General features: G+C 45.2%; 14 protein-coding genes. 4 read left to right on the top strand and 10 right to left on the bottom strand.

Features of this window, described 5'->3' with window-relative positions:
• Positions 1-13: 13 nt before the first annotated feature.
• From proB to nadC, 4 genes are all read right to left on the bottom strand, one after another.
• Positions 14-1111 (bottom strand): glutamate 5-kinase, encoded by a 1098-nt coding sequence (gene proB, locus MKY93_RS07705; protein WP_340758725.1) that lies wholly within the window; start codon positions 1109-1111, stop codon positions 14-16.
• Between the two features lie 155 nt (positions 1112-1266).
• Entirely contained in the window at positions 1267-1443 is a 177-nt protein-coding gene (locus tag MKY93_RS07700) for a hypothetical protein (protein WP_176132460.1), read from the bottom strand.
• A gap of 43 nt (positions 1444-1486) precedes the next feature.
• On the bottom strand, positions 1487-2605 hold the full coding sequence (nadA, locus tag MKY93_RS07695; protein WP_340758724.1) for a quinolinate synthase NadA: 1119 nt from the start codon (positions 2603-2605) through the stop codon (positions 1487-1489).
• Positions 2587-3459, bottom strand: a complete 873-nt coding sequence (gene nadC, locus MKY93_RS07690; protein ID WP_340758723.1) for a carboxylating nicotinate-nucleotide diphosphorylase — start codon at positions 3457-3459, stop codon at positions 2587-2589. The genes nadA and nadC overlap by 19 nt, the downstream gene beginning before the upstream one ends.
• Before the next feature lie 109 nt (positions 3460-3568).
• Here nadC and MKY93_RS07685 point away from each other — a divergent pair, with 109 nt between their 5' ends.
• Both MKY93_RS07685 and MKY93_RS07680 read left to right on the top strand, forming a co-directional pair.
• Entirely contained in the window at positions 3569-4708 is a 1140-nt protein-coding gene (locus MKY93_RS07685) for an IscS subfamily cysteine desulfurase (RefSeq protein WP_340758722.1), read from the top strand.
• A 15-nt stretch (positions 4709-4723) separates the two neighbouring features.
• A complete protein-coding gene (locus MKY93_RS07680) occupies positions 4724-5263 on the top strand; it encodes a transcription repressor NadR (RefSeq protein ID WP_078816503.1) in 540 nt (179 codons plus the stop codon).
• A 12-nt stretch (positions 5264-5275) separates the two neighbouring features.
• Here MKY93_RS07680 and MKY93_RS07675 read toward each other — a convergent pair whose 3' ends face one another.
• Complete coding sequence (locus tag MKY93_RS07675; protein ID WP_340758721.1) at positions 5276-5968, bottom strand: LrgB family protein; 693 nt, start codon at positions 5966-5968, stop codon at positions 5276-5278.
• Positions 5965-6342, bottom strand: coding sequence for a CidA/LrgA family holin-like protein (locus tag MKY93_RS07670; protein ID WP_340758720.1), 378 nt, complete (start codon positions 6340-6342; stop codon positions 5965-5967). The genes MKY93_RS07675 and MKY93_RS07670 overlap by 4 nt, the downstream gene beginning before the upstream one ends.
• Positions 6343-6590: 248 nt before the next feature.
• Between MKY93_RS07670 and MKY93_RS07665 the strand changes: the two genes are divergently transcribed.
• Positions 6591-6803, top strand: a complete 213-nt coding sequence (locus tag MKY93_RS07665) for a cold-shock protein (RefSeq protein WP_078816500.1) — start codon at positions 6591-6593, stop codon at positions 6801-6803.
• A 108-nt stretch (positions 6804-6911) separates the two neighbouring features.
• Here the strand turns inward: MKY93_RS07665 and MKY93_RS07660 are convergent, their stop codons facing one another.
• Positions 6912-7109 carry a zinc-finger domain-containing protein gene (locus MKY93_RS07660; protein ID WP_221835064.1) on the bottom strand — a complete coding sequence of 66 codons (198 nt, stop codon included), beginning with the start codon at positions 7107-7109 and terminating at the stop codon, positions 6912-6914.
• 109 nt (positions 7110-7218) lie between these two features.
• Here MKY93_RS07660 and MKY93_RS07655 point away from each other — a divergent pair, with 109 nt between their 5' ends.
• On the top strand, positions 7219-7620 hold the full coding sequence (locus tag MKY93_RS07655) for a reverse transcriptase-like protein (protein ID WP_340760920.1): 402 nt from the start codon (positions 7219-7221) through the stop codon (positions 7618-7620).
• Between the two features lie 533 nt (positions 7621-8153).
• On the opposite strand, the gene MKY93_RS07650 is transcribed toward MKY93_RS07655, so the two are convergent.
• From MKY93_RS07650 to MKY93_RS07640, 3 genes are read right to left on the bottom strand one after another with little or no spacing between them, the layout of a single operon-like run.
• Complete coding sequence (locus tag MKY93_RS07650) at positions 8154-8762, bottom strand: metallophosphoesterase family protein (RefSeq protein ID WP_340758719.1); 609 nt, start codon at positions 8760-8762, stop codon at positions 8154-8156.
• Positions 8763-8771: 9 nt separating this feature from the next.
• Positions 8772-9590 carry a sulfurtransferase gene (locus MKY93_RS07645; protein WP_340758718.1) on the bottom strand — a complete coding sequence of 273 codons (819 nt, stop codon included), beginning with the start codon at positions 9588-9590 and terminating at the stop codon, positions 8772-8774.
• The gene (locus tag MKY93_RS07640) at positions 9590-13183 is read right to left on the bottom strand and encodes a dynamin family protein (protein ID WP_340758717.1); all 3594 of its coding nucleotides are present in this window, start codon (positions 13181-13183) and stop codon (positions 9590-9592) included. The genes MKY93_RS07645 and MKY93_RS07640 overlap by 1 nt, the downstream gene beginning before the upstream one ends.
• Between the last annotated feature and the right edge of the window lie 104 nt (positions 13184-13287).

The raw sequence follows: 13287 nt of genomic DNA, 5'->3' as shown, positions 1-13287 counted from the left end.
CCCAATCTCCCCTTTAAGTTAATTGTACCCAACGATCTCTGTGAATCACTTCGATCATCGGTGCTAACACTTCGTCATTCTTGTCTCTTTCGGTCAGGACTTTTTCTAATTGCTCCGATGAATACGTCACTTCTCCTCTACCGATCAAACCATCCATACCATACACTTCCACGACTTCCCCTGCTTCAAAACTTCCTTTTACTCTAAAAACACCAGCCGGTAAAAGACTGCGGCCATTGTGTAAGATTGCCTCTTCTGCACCTTTGTCGACATACAAACGGCCGGTTGATTCTGAATGCAGCGCGATCCATTGGCGCTTCGTATTGATGACACTGCCGAGCGGACTTGAAATATATGTACCGTCTCCATTCCCTTGCAGAATCTCTAAAAGTTTATAAGAGCCGCTGCCTGTTCCAATAAAGACGGGTACTGCCAAAGTGTGTGCAGTTTTTGCAGCCAGTAACTTCGAGCGCATGCCGCCTGTACCGACTTTCGAACCGAGTTCGTCTGTACCGCCAAGCAACTCATCCGTAATTTCATCGAGCTCCGTCAAACGAACAGCGTCAGGATCTTTTCTCGGATTGCTTGTATAAATTCCATTGACATCCGTCAAAATGATCAATTGATCTGCATGTAAAAATCCACTTACTAACGCAGATAACATATCATTATCGCCAAATGTTAATTCATCTATGGAGACAGTGTCGTTTTCATTGATGATCGGCACGATGCCTCGTTCCAATAATTCCGACATCGCCGCAAACGCGTTACGGTAACGATCCCGGTTCGAAAAATCTTGACGGGTTAGAAGGATTTGAGCCGGCACGACGCCATGCTCACCGAATCGCTCAATGTACGATTGAATCAAAAGACTTTGACCAACAGCTGCTGCTGCCTGTCTTCCTTTGATGGTTACAGGGCGCGATGGGTATCCAAGCCGCGCAAATCCTGCAGCTACGGCTCCAGACGATACGACGATGACTTCATGACCGGCATTTTTTAACATTGCCAACGCATCGACATGGTCATTCAATTTCAGCTGGTCGATTTCCCCGCTGTCGTTTGTTAAAGAGCTACTGCCTATTTTCACAACAATTCGCTGTCTCTTCATTTTAATTTCGCCTGCCATTTCTGTAATTCATAATTAAATCTTTTGTGAATTTAGTTCCTGTCGAGGCTGTACGGCGTTTTCCGCTTTAGATACAAAAAAGCCCAGTCGTCCCGAAGTTATCAGGACGAAAGGACTTTGCTTCCGCGGTGCCACCATCATTGGATCCAGTTCATGAATCCCGCTCTCCCCATAACGCCGAGGTACGCGCCTATGTTTTCATAGGACTCCAAAGGCAGGTTCAACAACTGCCATGTGACGGGATTTTTCAGCCGATGAACCCCGCTCTCTTGCACACGCTGTTTGTCTACTATTCCTTCATCAACGTTCAACATTCATTTCACCCATCATACAATATTGGCGGTGATTGTCAAGCGTTCAATGTTTGTGAGGAGAATGAAGCATGCGATCGAGTGCCATGTTTGCTTCCGCAGAAGTCGAACTATCTACGGCGATGATATTGCGCGCAGCTCCTTCTGCAATACTTTCCAAACACCAAAGCAAGTGTGGCAAGTCGATGCGGTTCATCGTCAAGCAAGGGCACATAAGCGGGTTCAAAGAAATAATATCTTGCTCTTTATGTTCTTCTTTCAATCGATTCACCAAATTCATTTCCGTTCCGATTGCCCATTTTGTGCCGGGCGCTGCGGCGGTGATTCGGTCGATAATATATTTCGTCGATCCATTATCATCCGATTGCATCACGACTTCATGAGGACATTCAGGATGAACGATAATTTGTCGTTCCGGTTCATTTTCACGGATATGGCGGATATTTTCGACCGTGAAGTTTTCATGTACGGAACAGTGGCCTTTCCAAAGAATCGCTTCGCAGTCGTCATCGGGTCCAGAGTATTCCAAAACGTCCGCAATCGGATTCCAGACTGCCATATGATCTAACGAAACCCCTAGATCATATGCCGTGTTGCGTCCTAAATGCTGATCCGGCAGGAAAAGGATCCGTTTCTTCTGCGCGAATGCCCATTCCACGATTTCCTTCGCATTCGATGAAGTGACGGTAGCTCCGCCATTTCGGCCGACGAATGCCTTAATCGCGGCAGTCGAATTGACGTATGTCAAAGGCAGTATCGTATCGCCAAAACGTTCCTGTAAGTGTTCCCACGCTCTTTCAGTCTGAAAAACATCTGCCATATCTGCCATCGAACATCCGGCACGCATATCCGGCAAATATACTGTTTGGTTAGGTGTGGTCAGAATATCAGCGGTTTCTGCCATGAAATGCACTCCACAAAACACAATATGCTCTGCTTGTTCATTGGAAGCGCAGATCTGAGCCAATTGCAGTGAATCTCCTGTTGCATCTGCAAACTGAATGACTTCATTTTTTTGATAATGGTGGCCTGGAATAAATAACTTGTCCCCGAGAGATTCTTTTATTTTCCGAATTCTGTCTTCCATTTCACTGACAGAAAGTGTTTTATATTTTTCAGGCAACATTACATCTACATGCTCTTTCGTTAAATCAAGTATGGGCATTGTCTGATTCCCCCTGCTTTTTTAATTTGTATAGTTGCGCTGATGTCTGCAGCTCTCACTGAATGTGTCAGCGCACCAACCGATATGTACTGAATGCCTGTCGATCCATACGCAGCGATCGTTTCCTCCGAAATCATGCCGGATGCCTCAGTCACGATTTGTTTCGGCACAACGGGAAGCCACTCTTTGATTTGCTCGGGCGAACAATTATCGAACATGATAATATCCGGTGCTGCGTTTACTGCTTCTTTGAGTTGCGCAAGCGTTTCGATCTCGACTTCTATTTTCACAGTATGCCCAAGCCGACTTCGCAGCTGCTTAACGGCTTCAGTAATTGATCCGGCATAGGCAAGGTGGTTATCCTTCAACATCACCGTGTCGTAGAGTCCATTGCGGTGATTAAATCCGCCACCAGTACGGACTGCATATTTATCCAGCATCCGCAAACCAGGCGCTGTTTTCCGCGTATCACAAACCCTTGCTTTCGTACCCTTCAGAAATGCAGTCAGTTGGGAAGTCTTGGTGGATATTGCACTCATCCTTTGTATACAGTTCAAGATAACACGCTCTGCTGACAGTAAATTCTTCACAGAGCCTATAGCAACAGCCAAAACCTGCTGTTCTTCCATCTTCTCTCCATCCTCAATAAAGCAAATCACTTCAATGGAAGGATCCATGACTAAAAATCCTTCTCTTATGATGTCGGTTCCGCAAAAGACTCCTGACTCTTTGGCAATGATCTGCAATTCTCCGACAGCAGTATCAGGAAACAACGTCTCGACAGACAAATCGCCATCCCCTATATCCTCAATGAAAAATTGCTCAAGCATTGATCTCAGTTTGATTCTATTCATACGCATTCTCCCTACTAACCTTCAATTTTATGTGTCTTTACATCTATCTTTACACATTTACAGAACTATGACAAGATGAATAAAACAATTAAACTAGGAGGTATGTACATTGAAGTATTTCGATTACGCAGCTACGACTCCCCTTCACAAGGAAGCTGCCGCAGTTTATTTATCTACAGCACAGCATCAGTTCGGCAATACGACGAGTCTCCATGACGCGGGCGGCATGGCTCAAAACGTACTGGAACGGTGCCGGAAACAACTGGCCGCTATTTTAGGTGTTCATTCGGAAGGTTTGTACTTCACGTCTGGAGGGACCGAAAGTAATTCACTTGCTCTGCTTTCCCTCGCACAGGCTAATATGCATAAAGGCAATCATATTATTTTGACTGCCGCAGAGCATCCTTCTCTTCATTCCGCAGCAGCGTATCTTGCAGATCAAGGGTTCCACATTACGACCATTCCTTTTACCGCTGACGGCTTCATAGACTTGCAAGCATTGGAAAACGCCATCAACGGGCGGACGATCGTCGTTTCTGTACAGCATTGCAACCCGGAGATCGGAACCATTCAGCCGATCCGCTCCATCTATGAGACATTGCAGCCAAAAGGGATTCTCTTACATAGTGACTGCGTTCAATCATTCGGCAAGTTGAATGTGCAGGACATCACACCATATGTTGACAGTCTTTCTGTTTCCAGTCATAAAATCTATGGTCCAAAAGGCGTTGGTGCACTGTATATCAATCCGCGCTTGCGTGCTGTGCCGCTATTCCCAGGGACTGTCCAAGAAAAAGGCTTCAGAGGGGGGACGGTCAATGTTCCCGGTATTGCAGCATTCCTGATAGCAGCACAATTGGCAGAAGAAACGGGAAACCTCGCCCATTACCAAAAACTCCGGACTATATTTTTCAATGCGTTGTTGCCGCATAAAGAATTTTTTACTTTTTTCGGTTCGGATCAAGCTGCAGAACAGTTGCCGCATATTATCGGATTGCGTGTCAATCATTCGGAAGGCCAGCTGATTATGTTAGAATTGAATAGACGCGGATTTGCGGTATCGACAGGAAGTGCTTGCCAGGTCGGCAAACAACAGTCTTCGACCACGATGAATGCTATGCAGATTCCAGTTCATCTATCGAAAGGATTGGTCCGTATTTCATTTGGACAGTCTTCCACCGGAAAAACTGTTCAACAATTGGCAGATTGCTTGGTGGAAATTGCGAAAGAACAAAACAAAAAACACTGACAGCAGGTGATTTAATTGCAAAATAAAGAAAAAGTATTGGGAAAAGAGCGTCGAAAACTCATTTTGCGCACGTTACAAGAAGCAGGACGTCCTATTACAGGACGCGAGTTAGGAGAACTGACGAATGTCAGCCGGCAGGTCATTGTCAGCGACGTTAACTTACTGAAGGCGAAAAAACAGCCGATCATCGCGACGAATCAAGGATATCTCTACACTGCCCTGCCTGAAACAGCAGAAGAGTATGAAAAGATCATCGTCTGCCGTCATGAACCTGAAGCAACGGAAGAGGAATTGAATATTCTCGTAGATCACGGAGTAACAGTGAAAGATGTTCGTGTGGAGCATCTCGTATATGGCGATGTCCGTGCCTCCATCATGGTCTCCAATCGCCAGGAAGTGAAGGCGTTCATCCAGCAGATTCAACAAGCGAATGCACCCTATTTACTGAATTTGGATGAAAGTGGCATTCATTTGCATACTATCTCAGCTCCCCGAGAAGAGCAACTCATCGAAGCAGAGCAAGCATTGAAAAAAGCGGGATTCCTAGTCGAATAGGAATTCCGCTTTTTATGGGAACAGTATGAAACCAAACAACGGACCCACCAACGCACCGATGATCGCCGATAACGTCATGGCAACCGAGCTCATAGAAGCTTCCTGTTCGCCGTATTCGAGAGCTTTAGAAGTACCGATGGCATGCGCTGCCACACCAAGACCGATGCCTTGTCCGAGCGCTGTATCGATCTTCAACAGTCGATTCAATTGCGGGCCTATTAGGATTCCAGCCAAGCCGGCAATAATGACAAAAACCGTAGCGAGCGAAGGAACGCCACCGAGTCCTTCGGCAATTTGCATCGCGATTGGCGAAGTGATCGACTTAGGCAAAATTGTAGCGAGAAGTTCATTTGAAAACCCGACAAGCCGCGCTGCTAAAACGCCTGTCACCATTCCGACGACTCCCCCAACGACCACTCCACTTGCGATCGGCAATAAATTTTTCTTAATCAAATCACGCTGTTTAAATAATGGAATACAAAGAGAAACAATTGCTGGTCCGAGAAGTGCATCGATCCACTTTCCTCCAACCATATATGTATTATAGGAAGCATCGAAAATCGTTAAAGTGACTATCACTGCGATGGTAGTTGTTAGGATCGGCACCAAAAAAGGTGATCGTAGCCTTACATACAATGCATTCATTATGAAATACATTATCACCGTCAAGAGGATCATCGCGAGTGCCAATAAAAATGAATTCATGACAGCTCCACCTCATCTTTCTCATTACGTTTCGCCATCGATTGACTCACCAGGCTAGCCACAGCCATTGTGATAAACGTGCTGACGATTGTGATGACAACAAGTAGCAGGCCTTTCCCTTTAAAGACATGACCGTAATTCATCACACCGACCGTTGCAGGTATCAAATAGAGCGGCAATGTGGATAAAAAAACGTATGCACCTTTTTCCACCCAATTAAGCGGAATGATTCGGAATGATAGCAATCCCCATAAAATCAATAATCCAATTATGCTTCCAGGAAGGGGAATCGACAGCCACTGACGTAAAAAATTTCCTAGCATGAAAAATAGATATAGAAAGACCACTTGAATAAGCGTTTTGACTATTTTCATTTGATTGCTCTCCTTCCCTTGTCAATGAACACTTATTCATTATAGTGTTGAAAAGCCTAAAAACCAATACCTTGTTCCAAATAGTACAAATCGATTGAAAATTCTTCGGAATTTATCTTTACATCGTTGACCTGATGTAACTGTTCATGTATAGTGTAGGGAGCTATATAGGTATGTTGGGGCTATTTTGCTTTCCAATACTTTTATATGGCCGCTATGAATTTCTGAATTGCCGAGGAGGAATTTACATGCACCAAGGTAAAGTGAAGTGGTTCAGCAGTGACAAAGGTTATGGATTTATCGAAGCAGATGATGGTGAAGACGTGTTTGTCCATTTCACAGGAATTGCAACAGATGGATTTAAGACACTTGCTGAAGGTCAAACTGTTTCTTTCGAAGTAATTGAAGGGAACCGAGGTCCTCAGGCGGCAAATGTATCTACACTCGAAGAAGAAGTTTAAAGACAGCTCGGCAGGCAGAGCAATTCCACTCAATCATTATGGAATTTCAGCTGAATGAAGATAAATAAAGCATCCACGCGTAAAATGCGGGATGCTTTTTCTATTTAATCATTTGGAAGATGTGCCAAGTTTATTGATTTCTGATCCTAAAAACTTCAGTTGGTCGCCGATTGTACATTCGGATATGCAAAATTGGTGAGCTCCTGTCTTTCCACGTTCCTTTATCAGTTGTCTTTTGACATAGCATCCTTCACAATATATATCGAGCAATTGATTGATATCTTTCATGACCATTACTTTATTCATTAGAAAAGAACTCCCACCTTTCTTTCTTCTATTTTAGGTGGGCTTATGGAATGTTGCAACCATTTACTGAGTCTTCCCCATTCATTTCCAGAGAGGAGCGATGAAGACCGTGTTAGAAATATACATAGATGGCGCTAGCGCAGGAAATCCAGGATTGAGCGGAATTGGCGTTTACATTAAAGGCGAAGGACACGATGTGAAAATCAGTGAACCGATCGAACCAACGAACAATCACAATGCAGAATTCCAAGCGCTTTTAAGAGGTTTGGAAGAAGCAGTGAAGCTGACGAGCGGCATGGTGTCTGTCAGGTCGGATTCCAATGTCGTTGTTCAGGCGATGGAAAAGGAGTTTATCAAGAACGAGGAGTACGCTCCTTATTTAAAAAAGGCAATAAAACTCACGGAGCAGTTTGATTTCTTTTTCATCAAGTGGATCCCCGATCACACAAACAAAACAGCAGATGTCCTCGCTCGGCAGGCGATTCTCCAACAAAAAAAGGCTAAGGGTTAAGGTCCTTAGCCTAGCTTAAAGACAAGCATCAGAATGATTTAGCATGGGAGAAACATGGGCTTGCGGTCCTGGGATTTGCGCTCCAGACGGGGACGCTTTCCGGAGGGCGTGGCTTGAGCCGCTTCCTTCGCTTCGCTCAGTCCAGGGTCTCAAGACTCACGCTGATCCTCTCGAAGTCGCCCCGTCTTCCGTACAAATCCCAAAACAGTACGTTCTAGCACATAGTAAAGCTCGCTGTATAAAGTATGTGTATCTGTAACCATAGACAAAGAAGTTTGCATTCTTTTTGAGATATTACTTCTTGCCCTTATACCTCTCTCTAAATGGACTTGCAACCCACTAACATTAGGAAAATACGCAAGTTGAACGTAGTAGAAGGCGGCGACTCCTGCGGGATTAGCTCGACAGGTGGGACCCCGCAGGAGCGAAGCGACGAGGAGGCTCACCGCAAGCCCCGCGGAAAGCGTCCGCCTGGAACGTAGATCAACGGCGCCTTTACCACTCCCCCAATTCTTTTCCACTGCCTAATCCCCTTATCCTCTTTGTGCTCTCATAAACCGCACCGTACGTTCTTCCGCATTAAACAGTACCCATTCCCTTGACCCGACAACAGCGCCAACATTGACAATATTTCGCTTTCCAGACAGCGAAATTTTGCCGCGTCCTGAAATCAACATTTCTTGCTGATCTCGCGTGTAGCCGGCGCGGTGTGTATGCCCGTGGAAGACGATTGTTTTGTCTGGTATTTGCGCGTTCAGCCAGGCATTTCTCTCGTCTGAGTTCCATTGATGCCCGTGTATGATGACGGCTTCCCCTGCCGAAAGAGTCTCGGACAGGTCATGGAGATAATCACGCAGCGGCTCCGCATGTTCCGTAAGCAACAAAATCCGCTCTTCTTGATTCCCGTAGACAGACGGGAAAGTTAATAACTTTTCGAAGCCTTCCGGATGTTTGATCACTTCATTTACAGACGGATAAATCTGCCCGCGCAGATCTTTCTTGCTAACTGTACATTCATATAAATCACCCAAGCCAATGACCTCAGCATGCGGTGCCTCAATTGAAATATGTCCTAACACGGCTTTCAGGTCTTCGATCGATGAATGGATATCACCTAGTAATGCATACTGCAATTTTGTCAACTCCCATCTTCACGACGTTTCGATCGGGGCGTCATCTTCTGAGATCCAGTCACTGAAACTGCCTACGTACAATCGGACGTCCGAATAACCGAGCTCTGTAAGTGCAGCGAATAAAGGAGACGCCGTCACGCCGCTGCCGCAATAGACAATCACTTTATCGTCAGGCGCTGCCACTTGCTGGAGCTGTTTTTCTGCAGCTTGCACGTCATAACGGCCATCTTCTTTTAAATCTTCCCAATTAAAATTGCTGGCCGTCGGAATATGCCCTGCCTTATGATCAATCGGTTCCTTTTCACCGCGGTACCGTTCAGGAGCACGTGCATCCAGCAGCACTGCGTCCTGTTCTCTAGCAACCACTTGTTTTACATCGCTTCTGCTCGCATATAGATGATCTTGCCATTCCGGCTGAACAGATGACTGTGCAGGCGATACAAACGTCTCCCGATCGACCGCGCAACCTATCTCCTTCAGCTGGTCATAGCCTTCAAGCAAAATACGGGCATTTTTAAATCCTCCGTATTGTAAGATCCACCAAGCACGTGCGGCAAATGGACTACCCCCATCATCGTAGATCAGAATCGTATCTTCTAACTGTAGGCCGCTTGCACGATACAGCTCTGTCAATTTGTCTTTTGCCGGCAACGGATGCCGACCGCCGGAGACAGATTCAGCGGAGAGCTTCTCTGCTAAATCCCAATGAACGGCATTTTGGATATGCTCTTTATTATATTCATCAATTCCGTAGTCTGGATTTTGAAGGGAAAACCGTGCATCGATCCATTTCACTTGCTCCACGTCAACATCTTTAGCCGATACGAATACATGCATTATTGAGCCAGCTCCTCCAAACGTATTTTTTCATAAATACTTTGCCAGTGTTCCAGTTGCTCCGAACCGTCGAGCAACGTGCGTTCCGATTCAATTTGCACAAGACTTTCCTGCAACAGATGAAGACGTAATGCTTCCGCTTCATCTTCAATCCATAGATCCGCCCATTTTTCTATACGTTCTTTCTGTTCACCTAAATACTTCGACGCATCGTTCTTCAATGCCTCTTCCAGCTTGTTTTTCAGTATATCCCGGTCCCCGCGCTCAAAAAACGCTTTTTGATTCTTGAATGATTTATTGGCCGCGCTGTATACTGTCGGGTTCTCATAAGGCGTTTCAAACGATAGCATTTCTTTGTCGTTCGGCTCATATGGAGAAGGTACGATGGACTGATCCATGTCCGCTAATGAACGAACTTCCATACGTTGACGTTCCAGCAATTGCTTCTTCATATATTGCAAAATCCGCAAATTCGTCACTTTCAATTCTTGAGTCAAGTCAAACCCAACCATGTCGACTGTTTCCGCCAACGCGATTTTCAACGCGCGGTCGGAAGAATTCTTAGCGAATGTCGATGGGCTGTACCCTTCCTTAAAGAAATCCCCGAAACGCAAGAACACACGCTGTAAAATATAGTAGACGAGTTCGCTCAATTCATCCTGTGTCGCTTTCACTAACACTTCGCTGGCGCTCTTCTCAAAGCGTTGCTTGATCGCTTGTTCAGCAATTGCCAACTCTTCCAATCGTTCTGCCTTACGTGAACGGTTCTGAATTGTCCGGTCGATCAATGAGGCGAGACGGTCAATCGTCTTCGTCGTTTCCTCTTCCAGTGCCTGAACGACTTGCGCACGCAAATCATGCTCAAGGAATGCATAGAACTTCTCTTCAAAATGCTGCATTAAAGGATTCGGCTGTTTATTCAATTTACCTTCAAGCGCTTCAAGGCTTGAAATCCCATGAACACGCGGGTTACGAATACCGAACTTCTGCAGTTCATTGGCCACAAAGCTTTTTACTTCTTCGGATTCTTCTTCGTTCGACGCCAGGTCGATCGCATTGACGATGAAGAACATCTTATCGAGTTCGAACGCGTCTTTCACACGTCCGAGCTGGATCAGAAACTCACGGTCTGCGCGAGCGAACGCGTGATTATAGTACGTCACAAATAAAATCGCGTCGGCATTACGAATATATTCGAACGCTACGTCGGTGTGGCGGGCGTTGATTGAATCCGCTCCAGGTGTGTCAACGAGTGTGATGCCGTGGCGTGTCAGCGGACAATCGTAGAAGAAATCGATCGATTCTACGAAACAACTGCGTTCTTCCTGTGCTACAAACTTCGTAAACTCCTCACGCTCCACAGTCAACGTCGTGCCAAGTGCGGATGTGTACACTGGATAGCCTTTCTTGAACGCTTGGATGAATGACTTATGGATATGCAAATTTTCATTTTCGAGCGGCTGTTTCAACGCTTCATCCGTCTTCGCGAACGCTTCTTCAAGAGTCGAAATATGAATACCCAACGCTTCGAATGACAATGCTACGTCTTCCGTCATCGTTGCAGCATTTTTCAAATGAACGTCTGCTGTATTATGCAGATGCGTTTCACTGACAGGACGGATTCGGTTGATTGCCGCTGTTGTTGGATTCGGTGACACCGGCAATACTTTTTCCCCGATCAACGCATTGGAAAATGAAGATTTCCCTGCACTGAATGCCCCGAATAACGCAACGGTGAACTCCTGCCCTTTCAATCGGGCGGCTTTCGTCTGCAAGTATAGAGCCGTTTCCGCAAAGCCTGGAATCGTCTGAACGGATTGTGCAATATGTTGGGCATAGGTGATCGCTTTTTCGGAATCGACAAATTTGCGTTCCTCTTCTTCTTGTTCGACTACTTCAGTCGATACGGATTCTTCTTTTTCCGAACCCGCCACATAGTCAATGGTCTCAATCTGTTTTGGCTTTTCCCATTCTTCCAGCAATTTGTCTCTACCAATGCGTGTAGGTGCAGACGGATTCCCGATCTCTTTATCCACCCACTGCATACGCTCTTGCCACTTGTTCATTTCGTTGATCGCATCGACTTTTTCCTGAAGTGACCGGATTGCAAGAGCAAGCGGTGCAGACTGTTCGCCTCCAGCTGATTTCGCAATGACGGACATTTCTTCCTTCCATGCGTCGGTCTTACGTTTATAAACTAAATGGATTGCACGCTTCATTTGTTCCGTATAATTCAGGATGGTCTCTCCTGTAATGACTTCCGCCACATGAAGCTGCTCATCTACCTCATCAAAAGGCAATGACAGATCCATGGAATCGATTTCCATTGACCGTTCATCCGTCAAGATTCCCGCTTGCTTCAAAGAGTCTTTCATCAACGTCTTCATATAGATTTCAATTTGTGTATGGGCCAGTCCCGTGATATTTTCCTTCAATTTTTGACGGCGTTTTTCGCGCTCCTCGGCAGTTTTCTTCGCGCCGAATAAAAGTCCTACCTTAAACTTTGGAGATTTTGATTCCAAGTAATCCTTCAGCAATTCTCTTGTTTCAAATGGCCCAAGTCCGGCGCTTAATAATAATTCATTGCGCTCTTTCTCAAAATTGACGTAGAATTCATCTCCAGACAGAAGCTCCATCCGTTTTTTTGCTTCCTTCAACTCTCGATTAAGCTCCTCGAATTGATTCCATTCATTGTCCATAACGATATCGCGATTGTTTTCTTTAACGTCATCCAGCTGTTGCTGCAAGAAACTCATATGCTCGTCTTTCAGCTTACGAAGGGATTGATCGATATTTTGTTCAAAATTCTCCTCGCGGTGTTCAATTGAGCCATCCACGATCGCTTTTACTTTTTCAAAATCATTATGCGGATGATCAAGCTCTTTCAATGACGTATAGAAAATCCCTTTCGGCTCCACGCCCCACAGCTTGAACGAATCCTCTACTGATTTCTTGAATGCATCAAAAGACAATTCACTTTCCCGATGCTTATCGATTTGATTGATGATCAAGTAGACGTTGCTGTTATAGCGCATCAATTCTTTCGTGAAACGGAAATTCATTTCGGATTGTACGTGGTTGTAGTCCATCGTATAGAACACTAGATCCGCCAAGTGCAAAGAAGATTCCGTGGATAGTCGGTGTGCATCATCTGTAGAATCCACCCCGGGCGTATCCATTACTGTGATTCCTTCCGGCAATTTGGATTCGGTATGGCCGATTTCTACCAGTGAAACAGCCGCTCCATCTTTACTGAATTCTTTGACGGCTTCCGAGAAACCGTGCCCGCTGAATTTCACAGCACTCCCATCTACACGATGGATGATCGCGAAGTCTTCATCCGCCTTATGTACCTTTACAATATTCGCACTTGTAGGGATCGGGCTTGAAGGCAATAGATCATCGCCAGTCAACGCATTGATTGTAGATGATTTACCTGCCGAAAAGTGACCTGCGAACGCAATTGTATATTCTTTCTCAATTATTTTATTTGCGAGTAATGTGATTTTTCCTTTTCGTTCATCATCTTCATTGGTAGAGAAAATCTGTCCATAGGTGGCAGACTGTTGTAAAAATACATGGTTTGTAGACATAATCGTCGTCCTTTCACTTATAACTCACCCTATCATACCATTAATGATTGAAAAAATAGAAGCTTACTTTTATTTGAGTCTACAACTTTTAAGTAGGCTTTTCG

The organism is Sporosarcina sp. FSL W7-1283 (assembly GCF_038003105.1).
In the GTDB taxonomy this organism is placed as follows: Bacteria; Bacillota; Bacilli; order Bacillales_A; family Planococcaceae; genus Sporosarcina; species Sporosarcina newyorkensis.
Note: the sequence above shows the minus strand (reverse complement) of the source record. Positions and strands in the feature narration are given on the sequence as shown.